This is a genomic window from Modicisalibacter luteus DSM 23508 (assembly GCF_000378505.1).
GTDB lineage: Bacteria > Pseudomonadota > Gammaproteobacteria > Pseudomonadales > Halomonadaceae > Modicisalibacter > Modicisalibacter luteus.
Map to the genome: position 1 here is coordinate 208,026 of NZ_KB899993.1, position 26,964 is coordinate 234,989.

The 26,964-nt window shown below is 59.2% G+C and carries 22 protein-coding genes; 17 read left to right on the forward strand and 5 right to left on the reverse strand.

The window, feature by feature from the left end:
- Nucleotide 1: 1 nt before the first annotated feature.
- The 14 genes from F568_RS0109345 to F568_RS0109410 all read left to right on the forward strand — a co-directional run bounded on the left by F568_RS0109345 (nt 2) and on the right by F568_RS0109410 (nt 16,508).
- Nucleotides 2-1,603, forward strand: a complete 1,602-nt coding sequence (locus tag F568_RS0109345) for a methyl-accepting chemotaxis protein (RefSeq protein WP_026300445.1) — start codon at nt 2-4, stop codon at nt 1,601-1,603.
- 349 nt (nt 1,604-1,952) lie between these two features.
- Complete coding sequence (locus F568_RS26055; RefSeq protein WP_019018457.1) at nt 1,953-3,656, forward strand: methyl-accepting chemotaxis protein; 1,704 nt, start codon at nt 1,953-1,955, stop codon at nt 3,654-3,656.
- A 67-nt stretch (nt 3,657-3,723) separates the two neighbouring features.
- Nucleotides 3,724-3,963, forward strand: coding sequence for a hypothetical protein (locus F568_RS0109355; RefSeq protein ID WP_019018458.1), 240 nt, complete (start codon nt 3,724-3,726; stop codon nt 3,961-3,963).
- 23 nt (nt 3,964-3,986) lie between these two features.
- The gene (locus F568_RS0109360; RefSeq protein WP_019018459.1) at nt 3,987-4,889 is read left to right on the forward strand and encodes a CheR family methyltransferase; all 903 of its coding nucleotides are present in this window, start codon (nt 3,987-3,989) and stop codon (nt 4,887-4,889) included.
- Nucleotides 4,890-4,952: 63 nt separating this feature from the next.
- Nucleotides 4,953-6,014, forward strand: a complete 1,062-nt coding sequence (locus F568_RS0109365) for a protein-glutamate methylesterase/protein-glutamine glutaminase (RefSeq protein WP_019018460.1) — start codon at nt 4,953-4,955, stop codon at nt 6,012-6,014.
- 36 nt (nt 6,015-6,050) lie between these two features.
- Nucleotides 6,051-7,778, forward strand: a complete 1,728-nt coding sequence (locus F568_RS26060; protein WP_019018461.1) for a methyl-accepting chemotaxis protein — start codon at nt 6,051-6,053, stop codon at nt 7,776-7,778.
- 163 nt (nt 7,779-7,941) lie between these two features.
- The gene (cheY, locus tag F568_RS0109375; protein WP_019018462.1) at nt 7,942-8,331 is read left to right on the forward strand and encodes a chemotaxis response regulator CheY; all 390 of its coding nucleotides are present in this window, start codon (nt 7,942-7,944) and stop codon (nt 8,329-8,331) included.
- Nucleotides 8,332-8,348: 17 nt separating this feature from the next.
- The gene (gene cheZ / locus F568_RS0109380) at nt 8,349-9,008 is read left to right on the forward strand and encodes a protein phosphatase CheZ (protein WP_019018463.1); all 660 of its coding nucleotides are present in this window, start codon (nt 8,349-8,351) and stop codon (nt 9,006-9,008) included.
- A 191-nt stretch (nt 9,009-9,199) separates the two neighbouring features.
- Nucleotides 9,200-10,366: a flagellar biosynthesis protein FlhB gene (flhB, locus tag F568_RS0109385; RefSeq protein WP_019018464.1), complete on the forward strand. Its 1,167-nt coding sequence runs from the start codon at nt 9,200-9,202 to the stop codon at nt 10,364-10,366.
- The gene (gene flhA / locus F568_RS0109390) at nt 10,363-12,447 is read left to right on the forward strand and encodes a flagellar biosynthesis protein FlhA (RefSeq protein ID WP_019018465.1); all 2,085 of its coding nucleotides are present in this window, start codon (nt 10,363-10,365) and stop codon (nt 12,445-12,447) included. Before flhB ends, flhA begins: the two co-directional genes overlap by 4 nt.
- Nucleotides 12,444-14,720, forward strand: coding sequence for a flagellar biosynthesis GTPase FlhF (gene flhF / locus F568_RS0109395; RefSeq protein ID WP_019018466.1), 2,277 nt, complete (start codon nt 12,444-12,446; stop codon nt 14,718-14,720). The genes flhA and flhF overlap by 4 nt, the downstream gene beginning before the upstream one ends.
- A gap of 19 nt (nt 14,721-14,739) precedes the next feature.
- A complete protein-coding gene (locus tag F568_RS0109400) occupies nt 14,740-15,240 on the forward strand; it encodes a hypothetical protein (RefSeq protein WP_019018467.1) in 501 nt (166 codons plus the stop codon).
- On the forward strand, nt 15,237-15,653 hold the full coding sequence (locus tag F568_RS0109405) for a flagellar protein FlhE (RefSeq protein ID WP_019018468.1): 417 nt from the start codon (nt 15,237-15,239) through the stop codon (nt 15,651-15,653). The genes F568_RS0109400 and F568_RS0109405 overlap by 4 nt, the downstream gene beginning before the upstream one ends.
- 153 nt (nt 15,654-15,806) lie before the next feature.
- Complete coding sequence (locus F568_RS0109410; RefSeq protein ID WP_019018469.1) at nt 15,807-16,508, forward strand: RNA polymerase sigma factor FliA; 702 nt, start codon at nt 15,807-15,809, stop codon at nt 16,506-16,508.
- Between the two features lie 18 nt (nt 16,509-16,526).
- Here F568_RS0109410 and F568_RS0109415 read toward each other — a convergent pair whose 3' ends face one another.
- The 5 genes from F568_RS0109415 to F568_RS0109435 all read right to left on the reverse strand — a co-directional run bounded on the left by F568_RS0109415 (nt 16,527) and on the right by F568_RS0109435 (nt 22,996).
- Nucleotides 16,527-17,753: an EAL and HDOD domain-containing protein gene (locus F568_RS0109415; RefSeq protein WP_019018470.1), complete on the reverse strand. Its 1,227-nt coding sequence runs from the start codon at nt 17,751-17,753 to the stop codon at nt 16,527-16,529.
- A gap of 161 nt (nt 17,754-17,914) precedes the next feature.
- Nucleotides 17,915-19,240, reverse strand: a complete 1,326-nt coding sequence (locus F568_RS0109420) for a DEAD/DEAH box helicase (RefSeq protein ID WP_019018471.1) — start codon at nt 19,238-19,240, stop codon at nt 17,915-17,917.
- 162 nt (nt 19,241-19,402) lie between these two features.
- Nucleotides 19,403-19,975: a PqiC family protein gene (locus tag F568_RS0109425; RefSeq protein WP_019018472.1), complete on the reverse strand. Its 573-nt coding sequence runs from the start codon at nt 19,973-19,975 to the stop codon at nt 19,403-19,405.
- Between the two features lie 59 nt (nt 19,976-20,034).
- The gene (pqiB, locus tag F568_RS0109430) at nt 20,035-21,681 is read right to left on the reverse strand and encodes an intermembrane transport protein PqiB (protein ID WP_019018473.1); all 1,647 of its coding nucleotides are present in this window, start codon (nt 21,679-21,681) and stop codon (nt 20,035-20,037) included.
- The gene (locus tag F568_RS0109435) at nt 21,674-22,996 is read right to left on the reverse strand and encodes a paraquat-inducible protein A (protein ID WP_019018474.1); all 1,323 of its coding nucleotides are present in this window, start codon (nt 22,994-22,996) and stop codon (nt 21,674-21,676) included. The genes pqiB and F568_RS0109435 overlap by 8 nt, the downstream gene beginning before the upstream one ends.
- A gap of 226 nt (nt 22,997-23,222) precedes the next feature.
- Between F568_RS0109435 and F568_RS0109440 the strand changes: the two genes are divergently transcribed.
- The 3 genes from F568_RS0109440 (at nt 23,223) to F568_RS0109450 (ending at nt 26,964) form a co-directional block, all read left to right on the forward strand.
- Nucleotides 23,223-24,194 (forward strand): calcium/sodium antiporter, encoded by a 972-nt coding sequence (locus tag F568_RS0109440; protein ID WP_026300447.1) that lies wholly within the window; start codon nt 23,223-23,225, stop codon nt 24,192-24,194.
- Between the two features lie 73 nt (nt 24,195-24,267).
- Nucleotides 24,268-25,248 (forward strand): calcium/sodium antiporter, encoded by a 981-nt coding sequence (locus F568_RS0109445; RefSeq protein WP_026300448.1) that lies wholly within the window; start codon nt 24,268-24,270, stop codon nt 25,246-25,248.
- A gap of 306 nt (nt 25,249-25,554) precedes the next feature.
- A complete protein-coding gene (locus tag F568_RS0109450) occupies nt 25,555-26,964 on the forward strand; it encodes a cytochrome ubiquinol oxidase subunit I (protein WP_019018477.1) in 1,410 nt (469 codons plus the stop codon).

A 26,964-nucleotide genomic window follows, 5' to 3' on the forward strand; every position in this document is an offset into this window, starting at 1 on the left:
TATGCAACATTGGACAATGAACAGGAAGCTTTGGGCGATTCTGGTCCTGATGTGGGTCGGAATGATGTTGATCGTTGGTTGGTCCGCATTCGATAAGCGCGAAACGCTGCTTGAAGAGCGTAAACGGAGCCTGCAACTTTTCATAACTAGCGCCCATAACATGGTCGAAGATTTTGTCGGCCGGGCAGAGAGTGGTGAACTTACGGTCGAAGAGGCCAAGCAACGTGCTACCGAGCGTCTGGCGACCCTGAGCTTCGGCGATGGCGGGTATATTTTCGTCTTCGATAGTCAGCAGGACATTGTCTATCATCCGCGTCGCGAGCCGGGCAGTGACATGACGTCGTTCCAGGATGATAACGGCAAATATCTTTATCGTGAGCTGACTCAGGTTGCCCAGGCCGAAGGGGGCGGTTTCGTCGACTACATGTCGAGAAATACTGAAGGGAATACTGAAGAGCCTAAGCTAAGTTACGTGCTTCGTATTCCCGAATGGGATTGGCAAATGGCGACTGGTGTCTACCTGAAAGATGTCCAGGCGGCGTTCTGGAGCAGCTTGTTCGGATTGGGACTGATCTTGTTGGCGGTTGGAGCCACCCTGTCAACAGCCATGTTCTTTATCATTCGTGACGTTCTGAAAAGCCTGGGCGGCGATCCGCGCCACGCCCGCGATGTCGTCCAGCAAATTGCCAGCGGCGACCTGACCCGCCCGCTTCAGTTGAAGTCGGGTGATTCGAGCAGCCTGTTGGCGGCGATTGAAGGCATGCGTCAGCGGCTTTCGTCATCGCTGGCGCAAGTGCGCCAGGCGGCTGAACAGATCAATTCAGGCTCCAGCAGGATTGCAGCCGGTAACCAGGACCTCTCGGCCCGCACCGAGCAGCAGGCCGCGTCCATCGAAGAGACGGCATCCAGCATGGAAGAGCTGACCCAGACCGTACGCCAGAATGCCGACAACGCCCACCAGGCCAGCACGATTGCCGATGAAACCAGCAGTACGGCACGTCAGGGCGGCACGATGATGGGTGAGGTAGTAACGACCATGCGGGGTATCTCTGAAAGTACCCAGCGCGTCAATGAAGTCATCAGCGTCATCGACTCGATTGCCTTCCAGACCAATATCCTTGCGCTCAACGCATCGGTTGAGGCTGCGCGTGCCGGCGAGCAGGGGCGCGGCTTTGCCGTCGTCGCCGGCGAGGTGCGCACGCTGGCCAGTCGTAGTGCCGAAGCGGCGCGCGAAATTCGAACCATGATCCAGGCATCGAACGAGCAGGTCGAGGCTGGGGCTACCCTTGTCGACCAGACCGGAAATACAATTCATGATGTCGTGACTTCGGTGGCACGCATGTCGGAACTCATGCGCGAGATCGCCTCGGCCTCCCAGGAACAGAGTGCCGGCATTGAGCAAGTGGGGCAGGCCGTTGGCCAGATGGATCAGGTAACACAGCAGAATGCCAGCCTGGTACAGGAGGCCAGTGTCACATCGAGTTCACTGGAGGCCCAGGCTCATCAGCTGGAAGAGATCGTGGCTTGGTTCAAACTGGCGGATGTCTCGCAGCAAAAGGCGTCCTCCGCGCCCAAGGCACTGGCTTATGAAAGCGCCGATTAAAGGCCCGTATTAATCCTAAGGCTGTTTTTACAGCTCTTGTAGCCGCCCTGGTCATGGCCAGGGTGGTTTTTTTTGTACCTCCTGTCTCGCAAGAGCGCAGGACAAGCCTTTCACTATCAAGTCTTTTCCATAACGGCCGATAGTTCTCTCGACGGCTGGGACTATCGGGCATCTTCCCGAGGGCGGGTTCCTTTATTAGCCGTACCGTACTGCCTGTTGGATTCCGGTTGCTTACAACTGGCCGGGGCGCAGCTAAAGACCATGCATGAACATGGCGATAAAGAGGCAGCGCAGAAAGTCGGTGGCGATCCGCTGAGGCGCCTCACATTCAATAAGACGCAGGGATCTTATGAAGCTGATCGATAACATGACCGTAAAGACCAGCTGGTTGCTGGTATTGGCAGTGTTCACGGTGTTGGTGTTCTGTGTGAGTGGCTTGGGCGGCTATGCAGTCATGTACAGCCAACAAGCCTTGGGTACGCTCAATAAGGTCAATGTCGAGCAACAGTCCACGCTGAACCGGGCCAACAGTCAGCTGCTCAATCTGAGACTGGCGATTCAGAGCGAATATGCCCAGCTCAATGGTGCGGGGTGGGGGAGTCAGGATTCGCAGATGGATGCGTTGCCCGACATGCTCGATGAACTGCGCAATACCTTCGAAGAATTCAAGGCGATTCCCATCGAGCCCAATCATGAGGCGCTGGTCGCTCAGATCGAACAGGATTTCAACACGCTTGTAGAAGGAGCGCTGGCACCACAAATCGCCGCGTTGCAGGATCTGGACCTGTTCACGTTCAGCGAGAACGCAGCAACCGCTCAGGCCCTAAATGATGCCTTTTACAGCAGTGCTGTCGATTTCTTCGTCGCTGCCGAAAGCGATGGTCGTCAGCTTTACGGAACCTTCCAGGAGACGGCTCTGTTACTGGAGATCGCTATCGGCGCGGCCGTGGTGATTTCCATTATCATGATTCTGGTCGTGTTGTGGGGCATTACCATAAACGTCATTCGTCCGCTGGGGCGCGTCGTGCAGCACTTCGAGCGCATGGCCGAAGGCGATTTGTCGGCCAGTATCGAACAGCGCGGCGACAACGAGATTGGCAAGCTGTTCTCTTCGCTAGCGCGAATGCAGCAAGGCCTGTCACGTACCGTAGGCAGGGTGCGAAGCAGTAGCCAGAGCATACATGCCGGCTCGCGAAGCATTGCCCAGGGCAACACCGACCTCTCCTCGCGGACCGAACAGCAGGCGGCCTCGCTCGAAGAAACCGCGTCCAGCATGGAGCAACTGACCTCTACCGTCAGCCAGAACGCAGACAATGCCCGTCAGGCCAGTCAATTGGCACAGAGTGCGTCGCAGACCGCCCAGCGCGGTGGCGAGGTAGTCGGCCAGGTCGTCGATACCATGCAAGACATCAGCGCCAGCTCCCATAAGGTCGTCGACATCATCGACGTCATCGATTCGATCGCTTTCCAGACCAACATCCTGGCGCTCAATGCCTCGGTTGAGGCGGCGCGTGCCGGCGAGCAGGGCCGGGGGTTCGCGGTCGTTGCAGGCGAGGTGCGTAACCTGGCCGGACGCTCGGCCGACGCCGCCAAGGAGATCCGCGGCCTGATCGAAGCCTCGGTCGAGCGTGTCGATCTCGGGTCGAAGCTGGTTGACCAGGCCGGCAGCACCATGGGCGATATCGTCGCTGCCGTACAGCGCGTCAACGACATCATGGATGAGATTGCCTCTGCCTCCCAGGAACAGAGTAACGGCATCGGCCAAGTGAATCAGGCCATCACCCAGATGGACCAGGTCACCCAGCAGAATGCCAGCCTGGTGCAGGAAGCTGCCTCTGCCGCTACCGCACTCGAGCGCGAAGCCGAGGCACTGCGTGAAGCCGTAGCGTTGTTCCGCTTGGCGCAGCAGGCCGGCGCCGAGCACGACCCGTTACCGGCCCCAACTGCGCGAAGTGCGACCCGGGCTCCCGCAGCCCCGAACGCCGATACGCAAACCAGGCTGCCCAGCTCCCGTTCGGCGCAGCCTGCCGAGGAAGAGTGGGAAGCTTTCTAGGGCTGTTACTGCGAAAAACAACAACAAGAGCACGCCTGGGAAGTTACCCGCAGCAAAGAGTATTGACATGCACAACCACCGACAGGTCACCCAACGCGACCGGCAGATAGCACTGCTGGGCCAGGCCATGGCGGTATTGCGTATGAGTGGCAGCGGAAAGGAAACCGTCGACCGTGAGACGCGTTTCAAGGCGGCGGGGGCACGTTGTGCGCTCCCGTCTAGGCAGACAGAGCCGGCTGCGGTGCAACCTGTGAAGACACAGATCAAGCATCACGCGGCCAGTGAGGATGAATGGGAGGCTTTTTGAGCACACCAATCCATCGGTCCGTCATGGAGGGTGATGCCACCCGGGAGACAGCCTTTGATGGTAGCTTCCCGGGAGGCAGTGGCCTCGAACGTGACCTTGTGATGACCGATGCAGATTTCGAACGCGTGCGCAAGCTGATCTACGAGCGCGCCGGCATCGTGCTGGCGGAACACAAGCGCGAGATGGTCTACAGTCGCCTGGCGCGCCGGCTGCGTCAGCATAACCTGATTCGCTTTGCGGATTACCTGGTACGTCTCGAACGGCAACCCGAGTCCAAGGAGTGGGAGGCATTCACCAATGCCCTGACCACGAACCTGACGGCATTCTTCCGGGAGGCGCACCATTTCCCCTTGCTCGCAGCCCACGTGGCGAAAAGTGCCGGGCCCGTACGCATCTGGAGCTCGGCCGCCTCTACCGGCGAGGAGCCATACTCCATTGCCATGCTCTTGCAGGAAACGCTGGGGAGCAGGGCACGCGATGCCCGTGTAGTGGCTACCGATATCGACACCGACGCACTGAACAAGGCGCGCGCAGCCGTCTATCCCATGGATCAGGTCGATAAACTGACCGAAGAGCGCCGTAAGCGCTTTTTCCTGCGCGGTAGCGGGGCGCGAGCGGGTTTAGCGCGGATACGTCCGGAACTTGCCGCTATGGTCGAGTTTCAGGCGCTCAATCTGCTGGCGCCGAAATGGGACATGAAAGGGCCCTTTGACGCCATTTTCTGCCGCAACGTGATGATCTATTTCGACAAGGCAACCCAGGCAAAGATACTCGAGCGATTCGTGCCTTTTCTCAAGCCGGACGGACTGCTTTTCGCAGGCCATTCCGAGAATTTCTCGTACATTAGCCAAGCCTTCCGTCTGCGCGGCCAGACAGTTTATGAATTGGCCAGCTCACCCTCAAGCCGACCGGGCCATGGCCGATAGTCTGAGAATTACATCCTCTTACGCTACCGATACATGTCAGCGTAACGGAAAGGAGAGTTTCCATTGAGTGCACCCAAGATAAAGGTGCTGTGTGTCGACGATTCGGCGCTGATTCGCGACTTGATGACCGAGATCATCAATTCTCAGTCGGACATGGAAGTCGTGGCGACGGCGCCGGATCCGCTCGTTGCCCGTGATCTGATCAAGCGTACCAATCCCGATGTGCTCACTCTGGACGTGGAAATGCCGCGCATGGATGGGCTCGACTTTCTCGAGCGCCTGATGCGCCTGCGGCCGATGCCGGTATTAATGGTGTCATCACTGACTCAGGCCGGGTCGGAAATCACCTTGCGTGCCCTTGAGTTGGGCGCCGTGGATTTCATTGCCAAACCGCAGTTGGGCATTCGTAGCGGCATGCTGGATTACAGCAATATGATCGCCGACAAGTTGCGCGCGGCGGCACGTTCGCGGCCCCGCAGCATACGGCGTGAGGGTACTCCGCCACCCCCGGCCATCAAGGCGCCGCTGATCTCCAGTGAAAAGCTGATCATTATCGGCGCATCCACAGGCGGCACCGAAGCAATTCGTAGTGTGCTGGAACCGTTGCCGGCCAATAGCCCGGCGATTCTGATCACTCAGCACATGCCGGGAGGGTTCACCCGCTCGTTTGCCGAACGACTCAACCGCTTGTGCCGTATCACCGTCAAGGAGGCCGAGGACGGCGAGCGCGTGCTGCCGGGGCATGCCTATATCGCACCAGGTGATACACACCTCAAGTTGGGCAGAAGCGGTGCCAACTATGTCGCGCTGTTGGATAACGGGCCGCCGGTGAATCGACACCGTCCATCGGTGGATGTGCTGTTCAATTCCGCCGCTCAGCAGGCCGGACGTAACGCCATAGGCGTCATTCTGACGGGCATGGGCAAGGACGGTGCAGCGGGGTTGCTGGCCATGCGCCAAGCGGGATCGCATACCTTGGCGCAGAGCGAGGCGACCTGCGTGGTGTATGGCATGCCTCGTGAGGCGGTGGCGCTGGGAGGCGCCGCTGAAATCGTCGATCTGGACCAGATGGCCAGTCAAATCATGCATCAGGTTGCTGCGTCGGGGCGTGCCCAGCGCGTATAAACACAATTATTTCAAACAGAACAGGGAATTAGAACGATGAAACGCCTGCTCGGAAACATTTCGATCAATACCTTGCTGACCTCGGTGTTGGTGTGCGTCGGTGTGTTCTTCGTGGGGCTGGCTGGTCTGGCCTATACCGGCAATCGGAGTGCTGAAACGTCGATTGGCACCCTCAACAAGGTCAACGTCAGGCAGCTCAGCGAGATCAGCCGTGCCGATGTGCTTATGCTCAGGGCGCGTCTGAACATGGAAGGCGCATCCTCGGCGCTTTACCTGGGCCGCAGCGACCTGGCCGAGGCGCAGGTTGATAAGGCGAAAGAACTGTTGGACCGGGCCCAGGCACGCTTTGAGGCGTTCCAGGCCGTGCCCAGGAGCGATGAAGTGCGCCAGTTCATCGATCCTGTAGAAGCCAATTTCGCTGAGGTTCTCAAGTTATTGAACCATCAGCAGCAGGCATTGGCCGGCAATAACATTGCTGGCTACGACACGTTCAAGGCGGAGCTCGAGAAAGTCGAAGCTGTGCTGGCTACCGCCATGACCGAGTTCGTGCACTATGCCAATGAGCTGGGGCAGGCCAGCATGACGGATTATCAGGAGCGCACTCAACTATTCGAAGCCATTGGCCTGGCTGTCGTGATTTTTGCCCTGTTGATGCTGGTGGCCGTGCGCTTCGGCCTGGTGACCATGGTCGTGCGGCCTCTACGTGAGGCGGGAGAACACTTCGAGCGCATCGCCAAGGCGGACCTGTCTCATGAAATCAAGGTATATAGCCGCAACGAGATCGGTCAGCTTTTCGCGGCCATGCGCGATATGCAGCAGGGATTGAGCAAGACCGTTGGCACCGTACGTCAGAGCAGCGGCTCCATCCATATTGGTACGCGTGAAATCGCCAGTGGCAATGCCGACCTGTCATCGCGTACCGAGCAGCAGGCCGCGTCTATAGAAGAGACTGCAGCCAGCATGGAACAGCTGACCGCGACCGTGAAGCAGAATGCCGACAATGCCCGCCAGGCAAGTACGCTGGCCAACGATGCGTCCTCGACGGCAGGCCATGGCGGTGAGGTCGTTGAGCGCGTCATCTCTACCATGCATGGCATTTCCGATAGTTCGAAGAAGATCTCCGACATCACGGGAGTGATCGACTCCATTGCCTTCCAGACCAATATCCTGGCCTTGAATGCCTCCGTGGAGGCGGCGCGCGCCGGTGAGCAGGGTCGGGGTTTCGCCGTGGTTGCCGGTGAGGTTCGTAACCTGGCTAGCCGCTCCGCTGGTGCAGCCAAGGAAATCAAGGCACTGATCGATAACTCCGTCGCACAGATCCAGCAAGGCTCGACGTTGGTGGAAGAGGCTGGCGCGACGATGCGTGATGTGGTCTCGGCGGTACGCCGGGTCACCGACATCATGGACGAGATCTCTGCAGCGTCGCAGGAGCAGAGCGACGGCATCGAGCAGGTCAATACCGCGATTACCCAAATGGATGAAGTTACCCAGCAGAACGCGGCACTCGTTCAGCAGGCGGCCGCAGCGGCGGCTTCCCTGGAAGAGCAGGCCAGTCGCTTGGAGCATGCCGTAGCGGTGTTCCGTCTGGCAGGCCGTGTCCAGGCGGGAAACGAGGCGGTGGCCAAGCTGCCGCGGGATAATGCGCCGGCGGCCACCCCTGCAGTGAAAAAGCCTGCCACGCCCCAGCCGCAGGTCGCCCAAGGGAGAGCGGCGGTCAAACCTCAGCCGGTCACCGAGAGCGACGATGACTGGCAAGAATTCTGATCGAACATGACAGGACCGCCCTGTGTCGCCAATCGTCGAGACAGGGCAATGCAACGGTAAAATGCGCTGGGAATGCCGGTTATCTCGCGACTTTGTACCCATCATTTTACTGACACAATCACGATAGCCGTTTGGCGTGCCACTTAGACGACGAGGAAGAAAGATGGCCGATAAGAATATGAGCATTCTGGTGGTAGATGATTTCCCTACCATGCGCCGTATCGTGCGCAGCCTGCTCAAGGAACTGGGTTATACCAATGTGGAAGAGGCGGAAGACGGCCAGGATGCCCTGGGTAAGCTGCGCTCCGGCGGCTTTGAATTCGTCGTTTCCGACTGGAACATGCCTAACCTCGATGGCCTGGAAATGCTCAAGCAGATCCGTGCCGATGACGCACTCAAGTCGCTTCCAGTGTTGATGGTCACGGCGGAAGCCAAGAAGGAAAACATCATCGCTGCGGCGCAGGCCGGAGCCAATGGTTACGTAGTCAAGCCTTTCACCGCCGCGACGCTGGAAGAAAAGCTCAACAAGATCTTTGAAAAACTGGGCAAATAATTAGAGGAGGGCCGGCCATGAGCGGTGAAGCGCAGCAAGCCGTTAATAACGGCGATGATCTGATCCTTAGGATCGGACAATTGACACGTATGCTTCGAGACAGCATGCGTGAACTGGGGTTGGATAAGGAAATCGAAAAAGCGGCTGAAGCCATTCCCGATGCGCGCGACCGCTTGAGCTATGTGGCGTCAATGACAGAGCAGGCGGCCGAGCGCTCTCTCAACGCCATTGATCGGGCACAGCCGATACAGGAAGGGCTTGAGACTCGGGCCAACGAACTCGACAAACGCTGGGCGGAATGGTTTGCCGAGCCGAAGGAACTCGATGACGCCAAGGTATTGGTGACGGATACGCGTAATTACCTGTCTGATGTACCGGTGCAGACCCAGGCGACCAACGCCGAACTTCTCGAAATCATGATGGCCCAGGATTTTCAGGACCTGACTGGCCAAGTGATCAAGAAGATGATGGATGTCATCAAGCAGATCGAGAATCAGCTGGTACAGGTGCTGCTGGATAACGTGCCGGACAGCGACGACCGCCAGGAATTGCGTCGCGCGATGGACGCCGAGCGTGAGTCGTCGCTGCTCAACGGCCCGCAGATCAAGCCCGATGCTCTCGATGTAGTCAGTAGTCAGGACCAGGTGGACGACCTGCTCGATTCGCTAGGGTTCTAACCTGCTGAGGATCGATCCACGGCGTATCGCTGGCTTCCCGATGCGTTGTGCCCCCGCTTAACTTGCCCGCTTACGCGCGACAATCGTGAATTAACGCACGATTCGTCGCGCTTTTTGTGTGATCGTCCCTCGCCTGCACCACGCAGAATAGCCAGCGTCCACTCCGTTTACGCTATTCGCACGCAGGAACCATGGCCGAAGAGACCAGCCAGGATGACAAGACCGAAGAGCCGACACCTCGACGCATCGAAAAAGCGCGAGAGGAAGGCCAGGTTGCCCGATCCCGTGAGCTAGCCACCTTCATGATGCTGATGGCGGGTGTCGCCAGCCTGTGGTTCATGGGGTCGCTGCTCTACGATCAGCTAGGCCTGATGATGGAGCAAACGTTCCTCTTCGATCGCGGCATAGCCTTCGATACCGCCTTGATGCTGACGAATTTCTGGGCCCTGGGTACTCAGACCTTAATAACGCTGCTGCCGTTGTTCTTGCTGTGGACCGTGGTGGCGCTGATTGCTCCGGCGCTGCTCGGTGGCTGGCTGATTTCCGGTAAATCCCTGAAACCCCAATTATCCAAGCTCAATCCGCTCAAGGGCCTGAAGCGGATGTTTTCCACCCAGGCATTGGCCGAGTTGGCCAAGGCGATTGCCAAGTCGGTACTGACCGGCAGTGTGGCGATCGGTTTCTTGTGGTCCAAGCGTGGCGACCTGCTTGCCCTCACGGATCAGCCCCTCGAGATGGCGCTATTTCATGCCTTGAAACTGGCGGCGCTGTGCTGTGGCCTCATCGTGCTCTCGCTGGTCGTGGTCATTCTGATCGATGTGCCTTACCAACTGTGGAGCCACAACAAGAAGCTGCGCATGACCAAGGATGAAATCAAGAAGGAACACAAGGAGTCCGAGGGCGATCCGCACGTCAAGGCACGTATTCGTCAGCAACAGCAGGCCATGGCTCGTGGACGCATGATGAGCAAGGTACCCGAGGCGGATGTCATCGTTACCAACCCCACCCACTATGCCGTCGCACTGAGCTACCAGGATGGCAAGATGGGCGCGCCGCGAGTTGTCGCCAAGGGGGTCGATGCCGTGGCGGTTCGTATCCGTGAACTGGGTGACGAACACAAGATACCTCGGCTGGAAGCACCGCCGCTGGCGCGTGCCCTGTACCGTCATGTCGATCTCGACCGGGAAATACCCGCTGACCTGTATACCGCCGTGGCCGAGGTGTTGGCTTGGGCGTTCCGCCTCAAGCAAGTCCGTCGCGAAGGCGGCGACATGCCCGATACGCCGCGCGATTTGCCGGTGCCCCCTGAACTCGACGACGCCACGCGGCGCGAAACCCCTTCCGAGGATGCTCAATGAACCTGTTGGATTCCCTGGGTCGTCAGAACTTGCTGGGCAATGCCCACATGAAGCTGCTGGCCGGTCCGGTACTGATCATCATGATCCTGTCGATGATGATCCTGCCGCTGCCGCCGTTCGCGCTGGACCTGTTCTTTACCTTCAACATCGCGCTGTCGATCATGGTGCTGCTGGTCAGCATGTTCACGCAAAAGCCGCTGGACTTCGCGGCGTTTCCTGCCGTGCTGCTGTTTACCACCTTGCTGCGCCTATCGCTCAACGTAGCCTCGACCCGTGTGGTATTGATGGAAGGGGACGAGGGCGGCGATGCGGCGGGCAAGGTTATCGAGGCATTCGGCGAGTTCCTCATCGGTGGTAACTTTGCTGTGGGTCTGGTGGTGTTCCTGATCCTGGTCATCATCAACTTCATGGTCATCACCAAGGGTGCCGGACGTATTGCAGAAGTCGGCGCACGTTTCATGCTCGACTCCATGCCAGGCAAGCAGATGGCCATCGATGCCGACCTCAACGCTGGCCTGATCGGGGAAGAAGATGCCAAGCGTCGCCGTGGAGAAATCTCTCAGGAGTCCGATTTCTACGGTTCCATGGACGGTGCCAGCAAGTTTGTACGTGGCGATGCGGTTGCCGGCCTGATCATCATGGTGGTCAACCTGATCGGTGGTCTGATGATCGGCGTGATGCAGCACGACATGGCCTTCAGCGATGCCGCCCGCACCTATACGCTGCTAACTATCGGTGACGGCCTGGTTGCGCAGATTCCCGCGCTGGTCATCTCCACCGCGGCCGGTGTCACCGTATCCCGCGTCAATACCGAGCAGGACGTGGGACAGCAGATGATGAGTCAGCTGTTCAACAAGCCCCAGGTCCTGATTCTGGCAGCCTGTGTCATGGGCTTGCTGGGCCTGGTGCCGGGCATGCCCAACTTCGTTTTCCTGCTGTTCACCGTACTGCTGGGTGGTCTGGCTTGGTGGATAATGCGTCGTAACGATGAAAAGTTGGCCGAAGAGACCATCAACACATCGGCAGCCCCGGCACAGCAAGAAGTGCCCGAGGCAAGCTGGGATGACGTGCAATTGGTCGATACCCTGGGTCTCGAGGTCGGCCACCGTCTGATTCCTATGGTCGACCACCGTCAGGGTGGCGAGCTGCTCGGGCGCATCAAGAGCGTACGCAAGAAGTTTGCCCAGGAGGTCGGTTTCCTGCCGCCCGTGGTGCACATTCGCGACAATCTCGAGTTGGGGCCCAATACTTACGTCATTTCGCTCAAGGGTGCCGAAATCGGGCGTGCCGAGGCCTATCCCGGCAAATGGCTGGCTATCGATCCAGGCCAGGTCTCCGGCCACCTGGAAGGCACGCCAACCCAGGATCCCGCCTTCGGTTTGCCGGCGGTGTGGATCGACAGCAACCAGCGCGAGCACGCCCAAGTGTATGGCTACACCGTGGTGGATGCCGGTACGGTGGTTGCCACGCATCTCAACCACTTGCTGCATCGGCATGCCGGCGAGATGCTGGGGCGCCAGGAAGTCCAACAGCTTCTCGATAAGCTGGCCGAGGAAAACAAGACGCTGGTCGAGGATGTGGTACCCAAGCTGGTCTCGCTGACCACGCTGCAGCGGCTGCTGCAGAATCTGCTTGAGGAGGATGTCCCGATCCGTGACTTGCGCACCATCCTGGATACGCTGGCCGAGCATGGCTCGCCGCAGAGCGACGCGCATGAGCTGACTGCCATGGTGCGTATTGCCTTGGGCCGTATCATCACGCAGCAGTGGTTCCCGGGCCAGGACGAACTGCATGTGATTGGCCTGGATGCCAACCTTGAGCAGGTGCTGAGCCAGGCTCTGCACGGCGGTGGAGCCCTCGAGCCGGGTTTGGCCGAAACTCTGATGACACAATCGGAAGCCGGTGTTGCACGTCAGGAGGCCAGCGGTGAACCGAGTGTGCTGGTAGTACAGCATGAACTGCGTCCATTGCTGGCGCGCTTCCTGCGCCGCCGTCTACGACAACTTGCCGTCCTTTCCCAAGCGGAAATCCCCGATGACCGTACCCTGCGGGTCACTACCCTGATCGGAGGCCGTACATGAGCGTCAAGCGATTTGTAGGCGTCACTAGTCGTGATGCTATGCGTCAGGTGCGAGCCGCCCTGGGTGACGATGCCCTGATTCTCTCCAACCGCCGGGTACCCGAAGGGATAGAGATTTTAGCCTTGGCCGACGAAGAGCACGGGCGTATGACGGCTCCGGCTCCATCAGTGGAAGCACCCGTCGAGCGGCCGTTTCCTGCTCCCCCAGCTGGTTCGCTGGGAGGGGGCGGCATTCCCAAGGCGACCGATCTCGATAGCGAAATGTCTTCGGGCGTGCAGGCGGTGCCTGTCGATTTTGCGGCGTTCAGTGAACGGGTGCTCGGTGAGATGCAGGACTTGCGCACCCTGTTGGCGTCACAGGCGCACAAGCCGGCGGGGCCGGAAGGCGACACTCTTGTTGATCGCCTGCGCCAGCGCCTTTATGCGGCCGGCTTTGGGGTGCGCCTGGTGCAGGAGCTGCTCGAGACGCCACCTACGGAACTGCTGACTGCCAGCGACGAGCAGGCCCAGGCTTGGCTGGCCCGACAGCTGTCGTCACGCCTGGCTGTCCTCGATGACGAAGCTGGGCTGCTTGATGCCGGTGGCGTGTTTGCCCTGGTTGGACCGACCGGGATCGGCAAGACAACGACGACGGCCAAGCTGGCTGCACGTTATGTGATGCGCCATGGCGGGAACGGGGTCGCGCTAGTCACCACCGATAGCTACCGTATCGGTGCTCATGAACAGTTGCGAATCTATGCACGTTTGCTGGGTATCGAAGTGCACGCGCTGGAGGCGGATGCACCACTCGGCGATCTTCTGTCCAGGCTGGCTGACAAGCGCCTGGTCATCATTGACACCGTCGGCATGAGCCAGCGTGACCAGCGCCTGGTCGGCCAGATAGCCATGCTCGGCGACACCTCGGGCGGCGCGGAACAACGGCCGATCCGCCGCCTGTTGCTGCTCAATGCGGCCAGCCATGGCGATACACTCGAAGAAGTCGTCGACACTTACCAGCGCGCTTCGTTGGCGGCCGGTGCCCCGCTTTATGGCGCGATTCTGACCAAGGTCGATGAGGCGCCAAGGCTGGGGGCGGTGCTGGATATCGCTATCCGCCATGGGTTGTGCCTGCATTATGTGTCGCATGGTCAACAGGTTCCTGAAGACCTGCGTCTGGCGGAGCGCGATGCACTTGTGCAGCAGGCGCTCAGTGCTGCAGGGCAGTCCTCGTTCGCTATCGATATGCCTGTAGCGCCATCCTCCGGACAGCGTATCCAGGCGCTATCTCGAGGTCTGCTGGGTCAAGGCCGCGCCTTGGCCTCCACGCTGGCGAACCTGCGTCGCGAGATCGCCGGCTTCGCCCTGCTCGAGGAAGCCTGGCCGTTGCTGGGCTATCCGCTGGAGCAGCAGCGGGCTCGGGTTCCTGGCCTGGTCAATACCGATCACCGGTTGCAACATGGCCAGCAGGAATCCCTGCACGCCTTACTCTGGGGACGCTCAAAAACCGTTAGCGGCATGGATTGGGCGATGCCGGCGGTCAGCTTGAATACGGCCGGCCATGCCCAGGCCATGCCGTGGTTGGCGCATCTGCTGCCGGCGGGCGAGGCCGAGCGCTTGATGTGGGCCGAAGCCGAGTTGGGGCCGGCCTGGCATCTGCTACCCAGCTGCCCTGGTGTGCTGGCGCGTGACATGCTGGACAACCTTGGCATGGCATGGCTAGCGATAGGACAGGCAAATTCCCGGGTCATTGCCGCTGGGGAGCGACATGCGCTGGCAAACCTGAATGTTCATGCGGACTCACGCGCCCATCTCACATGCCGGTACCGTGGTCGGGACTCGCGCCTCGAGTTGTCTCGCCTGGCTGTTGGCTTGAACGATGGCGAGCGACTCCATGCCTGGTTCGGCACCCTTTCGGAAACCGAAACCGGCCGACAGCTGGGGCAGCGCTACTGGTTGGCACCGCGCGACGATGCGAGGGAGCAGACCATCATGAAGGCAATGGTCTCTCAATTGGGCCATGACGACTTGCCGTTATTGACTCGCCGTGCCTGGCGCATGGTGGGAGAGGCCAGTCGAACTCCCCTCGATCCCGAACTGCAGCTCCTGGTCGCTGCGAGTCTGGCTGCGGTCGCGTCCCGCCTCGATCAGGAGAGTGCCGATTGGGCGATGGACGTTCGGGCACACGTCATGGCCGTGCTTGGAGGGCGGCGGGCACGCTCATCTACTGCCTTGCTGGAAGGATTGATAAACGTGTTGACGGCACGTGATGCCTTCCGCTTGGTCGGCGCACAGTAATTGTCTAGGGAGGCAACAGGTGAGTCAGACGGATCAGGCGGCGGGACTGCGTCGCTGGGCTGAGTCCATGGCGCCGGCAGAGCCCAAGCCTTCTTTCGAGGCTATGCCTTCACGCGTTTTGTTGACGCTGGGGTTGCCGGAGGGTGCGGGGAGCGATATTGAGCCTGTCGTTGACGCGCTGCGTCGTTGGCATGAGCAGGGGCAATCATGGGTCGGCGACCCTTCGGCTTGGCGAGTGGTGGCACTGGATGTGCAAAGCCCGCACTTCACGGCGTTGGCCAGCCAGCAGAAACGCTGGGCCCTTTGGGTGGACGATGATGCGGATGGCTTTCGGCGCGCCTACCGCACGTTGAAGCAATTGGCTCAGCATCCAGGGGCACCGCGTCGACTGCTGATGGTACATCCGCCGTTACTATCAGGTGCCGGCCTGCTGGGTAATCTGCGCGATGCGGCATCCCACTTCTTTGAAATCCAACTCGTCATGATCGGTTTCGCGAAACCCAAGAGTAAGCGTAGATGAGGCTCCTCAAAGGTATTGCTTGGCTGATGCTGACAGCCTGCAGCTTGGCCCCCACAACGAGTATTGCCGCACCGGGTAGTTGGGTAAGTGCTGGGGAGAGCGTGCGATTGTTCACTGCTGGCCGGGCGGTCGAATCGCAGCCATTGGTGCCGCGCGGTGATCTGATGAAGGGCACTCGTATTCGTCAGATCCACTGGCAATATCGGAGCCCCCCCGGCCAGCCTTTCCTTGAGGCCTGGCTCTGCGCTTCACGGCAATGCATTCGCCTGGGAGGCGCACGTGGATCCAGCCGTGCCTTGGCCGGCCTGGCGGCGGATCAACCGTTGCATTTCCGTTTCCGCCTACCCGAGGGGCGTCAGCCGGCTAAGCCGTTTCGCGTTGAGGGTCTTCAGGTCATCGTGGATTTTCGATAGTGAGTGCATCGCGTGTCGCTAAAGCACGAATAAACCATGGCAATAGGGGGTTTTCGTTGCTTGGTCGCTGCCGGCACAACGCAATAATGTAAATATCGGCAGCCAATCACATATGTTTACGTGCTGCCGCTTACTCTTTTCGAGGCGAGTGGAATGTACACGGCACAGGGCAAGATCGACCAACGCGCATTACTCGATCAATACCTTCCCATCGTGCGGCGACAGGCGCTGGCGCTTCAGGTGAAGCTGCCGGCCAGCGTCGAGCTTGATGATCTGATTCAGGCAGGCATGCTCGGCTTGCTGGACTCTCTGGGACGTTATGACTCCTCCCAGGGAGCCAGCTTTACCACTTATGCCAGCCAGCGTATTCGCGGCGCGATGATCGACGAGTTGCGTAGCCGCGACTGGGTACCGCGCAGTGTCAGGCGCAATGCCCGCGAAATCGAAGAGATGATTCGCAGCCTGGAACAGCAACTGGGGCGCACTGCAGAAGAGCGCGAGATCGCTGAAGCGCTGTCGTTGAGTCTGGAGGAGTATCATCAGCGTCTGGCGGACACCAATGGTGGGCAGCTGCTCGGCTACGAGGATATCGTGGCTGAAGGCGGCGAGCCCGAGGCGGACGAGCGTTCGCCACAATCGCCTTTCGATGCCCTCGCCAGCGGCGAACAGCGCCAGCGCCTGGTAGCGGCCATTGAGCGCCTGCCCGAGCGTGAAAAGTTACTGCTTGGCCTTTACTACCAGGAAGATTTGAACCTCAAGGAGATTGGGGCGGTTCTGGGAGTCAGTGAATCACGCGTGTGCCAGCTTCATAGCCAGGCCGTGGCGCGTTTGCGTGCGAAACTGGCCGATATCTGATCGGCCAGACCGATTGCCCTAACCGAATGTCTTGATCGATTGCAGCAGGGCATCCGCTTCTTCGTTGGCTTGCAGATAACAGCGGCGCAACTGGGCGCGTTCTGTAGACCCGCTGTCATCGACAGCCATCTTCTCGTAATCCTCCGCCAGGGTCAGCAGGGCACCGAGGCTCCCTGCGCGAGAGCGCAGCGCGACAATCACGTCTTCCGGCAAGGGGACCTCGTGTAACAAGGTCTCCATGGGCAGGCCGAGCATCACATCCATCAGCGAGAACAGGCCTGCCGTGAAAGCACTTTCCCTGTCGATACCAGGGAAAGGATCGGCCAGCAGCCGGCACATCAGCGCACGGGTCAATGCCAATTTTATGGTCAAACGACAGACCGGCCCGTTCTGAGACAACATCACGGTGGCAACCAAGGTACGCAGCTCGATCAAACCCAGTAATTGCAGGCTGCGCTTGAGTTGGGTTATCTGCCTGCCTTGGCCGAAATACCCCGAGTTGGCACGCTTGAGCACCGTGACATAAAGGTACGGATCCTGGGCAATGAGCTTGGCGAGTTCGTCGAGATTCACCGTGTCGCGGTAGAGTTCGGTAATCAGCCTCAACTGAATGCTCTGATTGCCACGGCGCGCGTTCATGCTTGAGGCATGAGTCTTCGGCTTGGCAAAGAAATAGCCTTGGAATAACCGAAAACCCAGCGATCTGTAACGTTTGAAGACGTCCAGATCATCGACCTTCTCGGCAAGGAATGTGCGCTCGCCATTGTCCAGCGACTGAATGGCTTTCTTGTCGTAGGGCTGGGTCGTATCGACCTTGATGATATCCGCGAGTTCGCCAAGCATGCGAGTGCGGCTGTCATCGCTTCCCAAGGTCCACGAGATGCGGTAGCCATAAGCCTTGATGACTTGGATGGCACGAATGGTTTCGCTATCCGCGGCAACCGATTCGGTTATCTCGATGACGATCTGTTCCGCTGGCGTGGGCAGCAACTCGGGGCGGGCTAGCCACTCGCTAGAGACATTCAGGAACAGCCAGCGATTTCCGACCAGTTTTTCCAGGCCGATATCGTAGATGGCAGCACTGCAGGCGCGAGCGGTGGCCAGCAGAGGGTCGGATATTTCAGCCGTGTTTGCCTGCGGTGATGATCGATAGAGCAGTTCATCGCCAACATGATGAAAATGCGCATCGCATACAGGTTGCAGAGCAATGCAGTATTGATCGTCGTCCTCGACGGAAGCGCTCACACAGGATCTCTCGATAAAAAGTGAGACAAGTCAATCTTTTGCAAAGCATAAGAGTACTCGGCCAGGCGAGTTGAAACAATTGATGCCATGCGGCATCAAGGGCCTGGGCTTCAACGCAAGGTCGCCGGCACCGAGCGATGTCGGTGCCGGCGTGAGCGTGATCAGGCTTGCTGGGAACGTTGGGGACGGCGGCGGCGGCGCTTGTTGGCGGGATTGTCACCCTGGCGTTGCTGGGTGTCGTTGCGTGAATCGTTCTGCGACTTCCCTTGACGAGGGCTTGCAGCCTTGTTGCGTGGCTGCTGTCGACCATTGCCACTGCGGCGACCGTTCTCGATGGGCTCAGGCTTGGCGTTGGGGTCGGGCTCGAATCCCGTCTCGACATGCTTGGGCAGGTCGCGCTTGATCAGCTTCTCGATGTTTCGCAACAGGCCATGTTCGTCGACACAGACCAGCGAGACTGCCTGACCTTCGCTACCGGCCCGACCGGTACGTCCAATACGATGGACGTAATCTTCAGCGACGTTAGGAAGCTCGAAGTTGACGACGTGGGGTAGCTCACTGATATCGAGGCCGCGGGCGGCGATGTCAGTTGCCACCAGCACTTGGAGGCTTCCATCCTTGAAGGCAGCCAGCGCACGGGTGCGTGCGGACTGGCTCTTGTTACCATGGATGGCCATGGCTGGAATATCCTGCTTGCCCAGCTGTTCTGCAAGCCGGTTGGCCCCATGCTTGGTGCGCGTGAATACCAACACTTGGTACCACTGATGGCGCTTGATCAGGTGGGCCAGCAAGTCGCGCTTCTTTTCCCTGTCCACACTATAGACGGCCTGATCGACAGTCTCGGCCGTGGTATTGCGGCGTGCGACTTCGATCATTGTGGGTTGGTCCAGCAACTTGCCAGCGAGCTGTTGGATCTCGTCGGAAAAGGTCGCCGAGAACAGTAGGTTCTGTCGCTTGACCGGCAGCAGCTTCAGCAGTTTCTTGATGTCATGAATGAAGCCCATGTCGAGCATGCGATCGGCTTCATCGAGTACCAGCGTCTCGACCTGTGACAGGTCGATATGGCGCTGCTGATGCAGATCCAGCAGGCGGCCAGGAGTTGCAACGAGGATATCGAGCCCCGGACGGATGGCATCGATCTGTGGCTGGGCGCCAACGCCCCCGAAGATGACGTGTGAACGCAGCTTGAGATAACGCCCGTAAGTAGCCACGTTGTCACCGACCTGGGCGGCAAGTTCGCGTGTCGGGGTGAGAACCAAGGCACGTACCTGACGGGGGCCGGGGCGGCCACCAGCACTAAGGCGTTGCAGCAGGGGCAGGGTGAACCCCGCGGTCTTGCCAGTGCCCGTCTGGGCGCTGGCCAGCAGATCACCGCCCTTGAGCACGGCGGGTATCGCCTGGCGCTGGATAGGGGTCGGTGTAGAATAGCCCTGCTCTTCGACGGCACGTAGCAGTTCGGTGCGCAGGCCAAGGTCGGAAAAACTCATGCAAGCTCCGGATAAACGCACTTGCCGCACACCTGAAGGGTGCGTCCCGGGCCAATGCGTAGAAAAAAACGGTGACAGTGGAGGCGCAGCAGGGGGACGAAAAAGCCGCGACGCGCATCATGACAGAAAGTCATGCATGATGCACGCCGATCGGAGCGCGGCTTAGAGAGCCCGGATGCGTTGGGCCACGTTGTTGGCCACTTCGTCCCAGCTCTTGCCCAAGGCGCGGACAAGGGCCGGGTAGCCATCGCTGGTCAGTGGGACACTTGCAGAGAAGGGCTCGACCGTCAGGATCTCGCCGTCGGCATCACGGAGTTGCCAGCGGCCTCCGGCCACGGCCATGCCATCGTAGCGACCCTGGAATTCATCGACTTCCATGCGGAGATGCCAGGCATTACTGGTGTTGCCACTATCCAGCACGCGAGTGTCGGGCAGACGCTCAGCCAGCCGCTGACGAAGGCCACGGCGCAACTGTCGGCCCAGATCCTCGGCCCACAAGTGGGAGCTGGCTTGATGCATCAAAACATCGTTACGCTGCAGGACGATGCCTTGCCCCGCAAGATAGTTGGCTAGCTGAACACTATCGATGATCAGGGTGCGTTCGGGCGATGGCTCTGTCTGTTCGGCAGTATAAGTGCCTGGTGGCAGCGTATAGCGCTCCAGCGAGGAGCCACCGCCACCCGCGGCACACCCCGTCAGCCAAACCATCAGCAAAAGCAAGAACAGGACTCGCATCGTGGTGTCGTCCTCCGTTGGTAAATCTTCTGCCGGCGCCGTCTGGGCGCCGGCAACACTCAGCGACTCGGGGCCCTGGGAACCGGATCTGTGCCGCCGCTACGGTCGAAGATCAGGGCGCTGGGCTGCTCGCTCAACGTTCTGGCGATCGGCTGAAGATCGCGGATCAGCTGATCGAGGCTCTCCAGCGTTTCCGTCAACTCGCGATACGCATCCGATTCGGGGGAGAGCCCCTGAAGCGTCTGACGCAGTTCGCGCAGCGACGCGTTGATATTTTCCAGCAGATCCCCGGTCTTCGGATCATCCAGCAGCGCCTGCAAGGATTCTGCCGTATTGCGAACCTCGGCAAGGACTGACTGCGAGGACTGCAGGTTCTGGTCCAGCCCTGTCAGGATAGGCTCGATCTCCAGTTTGTTAAGCTTCTCGAGCAGGTTGGAGACCTGTTGTTCGATCTGCGCGAATCCGCCGGCTGTAGTGGGGAACACGGTCACGCCGTCAAAGGTCTCGCGCTGATACTCATCGGCGTCCTCTTGGAAGTTGAGATCTACGAACATCGCTCCGGTAAGCAGGTTACCGGTTTTAAGCGAGGCTCTCAGGCCGTGGTCGAACATGCGACTGATTCGCTCGCGCCACGCGTCCAGATCGATATCGGGGGCATCGTCGTTACTGCCAAGACGCTGGGGTTCGATGCGGACCAGCACAGGGATGGCAAAACGCTGCCGCGTGTCAGGCTGTGGCGCACTGAAATGCCACGGGACACTGACTACCGTACCGACACGTACGCCTCGGTATTCTACAGGCGAGCCGCGTGACAGGCCGCGCACCGTATCGTCGATCAAGAGTACGTATTCCAGATAGCGATTGAAGGTGCCCTGGAGGGCGCTTTCCTCGTCTGAATAGAGTCGATAGGTCGTGTCCGGCGATGCCACAGGACCCATGGGGATATCCGAGGGTACGCCGAACGTTACACCACCGCCGACCAGCGTCTCGAGCGACTCGACGTTGGCCCGGAACCCTTCGGAATCCAGGTTCAGGCTGATCGCGGCTGCTGTCCAGAAGCGCGTACTTTCGGTTACCAGCACATCATATGGCGCTTCGATGAACAAACGGTGGCGCATCTCGCGCTTGTTGGGATCGAACTCGGTATTTTCCACCCGGCCTACGGTAAAGCCCTGGTAGGTGACCGGGTCGCCGACGTTGAGCGAGCTGCCCATTTCACTGACGAGGTTGATGCGAATCCCTTCGGCATTGGGGGGGGCAACCGGGGGTTGTTCGAGGACTTCGAAATGATATTGAGGCAGCTCGTTGTTGCCAGGCTGCAATTGGATGTATGCACCCGACAGCACGGTGCCCAGGCCGCTGATGCCTTCTCGCCCGATACGCGGCTTGACGACCCAGAACCTGGTGCCTTCGTTAAGTAACCGGTCGGTATCCTCCGCCATGCGTGCCGTCACTACGGTATGGGTGAGGTCATCCGACAAGCGCACCCCGGTAACACGGCCAACCTCGACATTGCGTGTCTTGATCAGCGTCTTGCCTGCCTCGATGCCTTCCGCATTAGGCATCTCCAGCGTGATTTCGGGCCCCCGCTTGGCATAGTTGTCGTAGACCAGCCACAACCCGATGATCACGGCGACCAGCGGTACGATCCATATGGGCGACAGGCGGGATTGACGGTGACGTTCAGCGCGATGCGCTTCAGGCATGACGAGCTTCCTTGTCAGACGTTTCGAGCGGGGAGGATTCCCACAACAAGCGTGGATCGAAAGTGATGGCAGCCAGCATGGTCAGTACCACGACACTGGCAAAGGCCAGGGCGGCAGGCCCCGGTGTTATGGTCATCAGCGCGTCGGCGCGGATCAGGGCCACCAGAATCGCCACCACGAAAATATCGACCATGGACCAGCGGCCAATGAATTCCGTCAGGCGGTAGAGCCGAGTGCGCGTGACGGGGTGGTAGCCCGAGCTGCGGCGGGCCGCGATGCACAGCCAGGCCAGCGCGATCAGCTTGCCGACCGGGACCAGCACGCTAGCGATGAAGATGACCAGCGCCACCGGAATCGAGCCTGCCTGCCAGAGCTCCACCACACCACCAATGATCGTCTGCGGATCGCTGCTGCCAAGGTAGGTGGTGGTCATGATCGGAAAGATATTGGCTGGAACATATGCCACCGCAGAAGCGAACAGCAGTGCCCAGGTACGTTGCAGGCTATGCGGCAGCCGTGCATGCAGGCGTTCACCGCAGCGACGACAACGGCCGTGCCTACGTTCGTCGAGGCGATTGACCAGGCCGCAGGTCGGGCAGCCACTGAGCCCCTGAGGTGCAGCGACGGAACCGGCCCGGCTGCCTTCCGGAGCCAGCGGTTCGCCAGCCAGAGAGAACCACATCCAGTCGCTGTCGATGGATTGGGTTGTGGCCAGTAACAGGACGGCGAAACAACAGAAGGCCCAGAACGAGATGCCCAGGGTGACACTTGCCAACCCGGCGATCTTAATAAGGCTGACCAGAGCACCGATGATGAATACGTCGGCCATCATCCAGGGGTGTAGATGGGCCAGGGCACGGGCGATGTAACGGCTGGCAGGCAGCGGTATGCGATACATCAGGCCGGCATGCAGCCAGATGACTCCCGCCAGATAGACAGCCGGCAACACCATAATCGTCAGCGCCACGGTGATGGCAACGAGGGATTGATCAAAGTCGATCAGGGTGGCTGCCGTCTGAGGAAGCTCGATACGATTGCTGACCCCGCTGACTTCAAAGCTGACGAAGTCGAACGAGACGGAGAGGACCAAGGCTATCAGCGCCGCGATGCCCAGCGCCAGGCAACGCTCGGCAGGTTGATGGTGGCGTGTCGCCAGGGTGTGGCCACAACGGGGACAATCGGCTTTTTGCCTGGCGCGCAGTGGCGGCAAGGCTACCAGCCAGTCGCACTCGTGACAGACGCGCAAGCGCCGCCGTGTTTGCCGGGGCGTTGGGCTTTCCGGACGCATGTCTTGAGCGAAAGGCTCCGAAGTCATTGATGTAGAACGTAGGTCCACGAGCTAGCTTCCTGCCGACACCTGACGATAAAAATCGTTCCTTGACGTATGAACAGTGTAACCTTACTGGTTGCGTGGTACGAACCAGTGTCGTTGCACTTGTGCATCGTGCCGACCATGCTTTACCTGCGTAGCGCATCCACCTTGTTGTCCGTAAGCGGTCATGCTTCGCTATGGGCACACTCATCGGGAAGGGAGAAATACCGTGTTAATGGCCATTGCCGCCATCGTCGTAGGATTGATCATATTGGTCTGGAGTGCAGATCGCTTTGTGGATGGCGCTGCCGCTACCGCAAATCACCTGGGGGTGCCGACCCTGCTCATCGGGATGCTGGTCATCGGCTTCGGCACTTCAGCGCCTGAATTGATGGTATCTGCCCTGGCTGCCGGCCAAGGCAATCCCGGCCTGGCATTGGGCAATGCCTATGGCTCGAACATTACCAACATCGGGTTGATTCTCGGCTTGGTTGCCTTGATGAGCCCGCTTGCGGTTCATTCTCAGGTGTTGAAACAAGAGTTGCCCCTGCTTGGCTTGGTCACGTTGATCTCGGCCTGGTTTCTGTGGGATGGAAGTATTTCCCGGCTTGATGCCACGATCCTGATCGTCCTGCTTTTTATTGTCATGGGCTTCAGTATCTGGCGTGCCCGTCAGGGAAATGGCGATGCCCTTGGCGTGAATACCGAGCAGGACATTTCGGAAAACACCATGAGCCTGAAGGCTGGAATAGTCTGGACCTTGGTCGGGCTTGTCCTGCTGATCGCCAGCTCACGGATGCTGGTGTGGGGTGCCGTCTATATTGCCCAGACGTTTGGTGTCAGTGATCTCATCATTGGCCTGACTGTCGTCGCCGTGGGAACTTCCCTGCCTGAGCTGGCCTCGTCAATCAGTGCCGTGCGCAAGAACGAACATGACCTGGTCTTGGGCAACGTGGTCGGCTCCAATCTGTTCAACACCTTGGGTGTCGTAGGTCTGGCTGGGGTAATTGCGCCGATTCACTCCGTTTCCGAGGCCCTGGCCCGCGACTGGCCTGTCATGGCCGCGCTGACTTTGGCCGTAGTCATCTTCGGTATTGGCTGGCGAGGTCAGGGGCGGATCAACCGTCTTGAGGCGGCCGCTTTGCTTGCCACATACCTTGGGTACACCGGTTATCTTGTTTATACCGTTATCTCAGCGTGATTCACATATGACATGCCGGTGTCGAAAGGGATTCTGACACCGGCATGCTCATCCAACAGGAGGAGACAGGGACGTGTGGCTTCCTCTAGTGGCGATCATTGTCGGGCTCGTTTTGCTGGCCTGGAGCGCTGATCGCTTCATTGACGGCGCGGCGGCGACCGCATTTCATCTTGGAATGCCGCCACTTCTGGTTGGCTTGCTGATTATCGGCTTCGGTACCTCTGCACCGGAAATGGTGGTATCGGCCCTGGCTGCCATTCAGGGCAGCCCCGGCTTGGCCCTGGGCAACGCCTATGGCTCGAACATCGCCAACATTGGCTTGATACTAGGGGTAGTGGCGTTGCTGAGCCCGTTGGCGGTGCCTCGTCAGCTGCTTCGCCTGGAATTGCCGTTTCTGGGAGCCGTCACCCTGCTTTCCGGTGCCTTGTTAATCGATGGCACAATCTCGCGAATTGACGCGGCATTGCTGCTGTTCCTGCTGTTATCGGTCATTATCCTTAGCATCCTGCGCGCACGCCAGCGAGCTGTAAACCAGGCCACCACGCCGGATGAGAACCAGGTGGCAGTGCAGAAGCTGTCGCTAAGGCAGGGCCTGTTCTGGACCGTGGCCGGGCTGGTGGTGCTCATTGCCAGTTCTCGGCTGCTGGTCTGGGGGGCGGTGAGTGTGGCCGAGGCAATGGGGGTCAGTGACTTGATTATCGGGCTGACCGTTGTCGCTATCGGGACCTCGCTACCTGAGTTGGCTTCGTCGATCAGTGCCGTACGCAAGCAAGAACACGACATAGTGCTCGGCAACGTGGTGGGGTCCAATCTTTATAACACCCTCGCTGTGGTCGGACTGGCCGGCATCATTTCGCCGATCGATAGCGTATCGGAAGCCCTCTACCGAGACTGGCCCGTCATGGCAGTACTGACGTTGGCCATGGCTCTTTTTTGCCTTGGCCGGGGTGGCCCGGGGCGTGTCTCCCGTCCCGAAGCCACGTTACTGCTGGTGGCCTACCTTGGCTACAACGCCTATCTAATCGGCTCGGCAGTCATTGGCCAGACGGTTTGAGCCAACGGTTGCGAGTGGCTGCGACAAACGACCACGCGGTGAAATCCCTCAACTGCGTCAACGAGACACACCTAAGGCGGGGAGCTTCGCTTCAGGCAGCGCTGTCAAATGCGTAGCATGGCATTAGCAAGATAGCTCTACGTCTGGATACAGTTTGTTTCGCTGCACAAGCTGTATGAATGACTATCCTCTGTGTGTCGTTTACGAATGCGCGACGGCCGGCTGGCCCGAGTGACAACAACCGGGAATACCCCGAAAACGCATCAACGGCTGCCTCTGAACCACGACTAATGTCAAGGAGAAGCCATGGAACTTGATCCGATACTTCTATCGCGATTGCAGTTCGCTTTCGTTGTCTCTTTTCACGCGATATTTCCCGCGTTTTCAATCGGCATGGCTTCGTTTGTGGCCCTGCTTCAGGGGCTTTTTGTCACGACGGGCAATCCAGCTTGGGAAAGGTTGTCGATCTTCTGGACCAAGGTGTTTGCCGTTGTCTTTGGCATGGGCGTGGTGTCGGGCATCGTCATGGCTTTTCAGTTCGGCACGAACTGGAGCAACTTTTCTCAGGCCACGGCTAACTTTTTCGGCCCCATGCTCAGCTACGAAGTGCTGACGGCTTTCTTCCTGGAAGCTGGTTTTCTGGGTGTGCTGTTGTTTGGCCGTGATCGCGTCTCACCTGGGGTGCATTTGTTCGCTGCCATCATGGTCGCTCTGGGTACGCTGATATCGTCGTTCTGGATCCTTGCTGGCAATAGCTGGATGCATACACCCGATGGCTTCGAGTTCCGCGATGGCGTGTTTCATATCACGTCCTGGTTCGATGCGATCTTTAACCCGTCTTTCCCTTATCGGCTGACACACTTTCTTATGGCGTCCTTCCTGGCGGGCGGCTTTGTTGTGGCGGGGGTCAGTGCCTGGTTCTTGCTGCGCAGACATGATGTAGAGGCCAACAAGAAAGCATTGTCGATGACCTTGTGGCTGTTGCTGTTCGCAGCGCCGGCTCAGGCGGTAATCGGTGACTTTCATGGCCTGAATACACTGGAGCATCAGCCGGCCAAGATCTCGGCGATAGAGGCCATCTGGGAAACCGAGGAATCCGTACCATTACTGCTTTTTGCGATTCCCGACCAGGAAAACCAGACAAACCACTTCGAGATTGGTATTCCAAAATTGGGTAGCCTGATCCTGGCCCACGATCCCAACGCTGAGCTGCCCGGATTGAATGAGGTAGCCCGGGACAAGCAGCCTCCTGTGTGGTTCACCTTCTTCGGTTTCCGCATCATGGTGGGGCTGGGGGTGTTGATGATTGTGTTTGCTGTAGTCGGGCTGGTATTGCGCCGCGGCGGGAAAGTCTATACCAGCCGGTGGTTCCTGCAGGGGCTGAGACTGATGAGCGTGACTCCGTTCATAGCCTTGCTTGCCGGCTGGATCACGACTGAAACCGGGCGGGCGCCTTGGATGGTGTATGGAATGATGACTCATTCCGAGGGGGTCACGCCGTCGCTGAGTACCGGCATGGTACTGTTTACGCTGCTGGGCTATATCGCGGTCTACGCCATCATCTTCTGGGCTGGGCTCTATTACCTTACCCGGGTAATTCGCAAGGGAATTCAGGAGGGCGAGACCAGTACCGATGAAAGCCATCGGGCCATGCGACCCATGTCGGCCTCGCATGTGTCGTTCGACAATGACGATGTTGCACCAAGGAGGGGATAG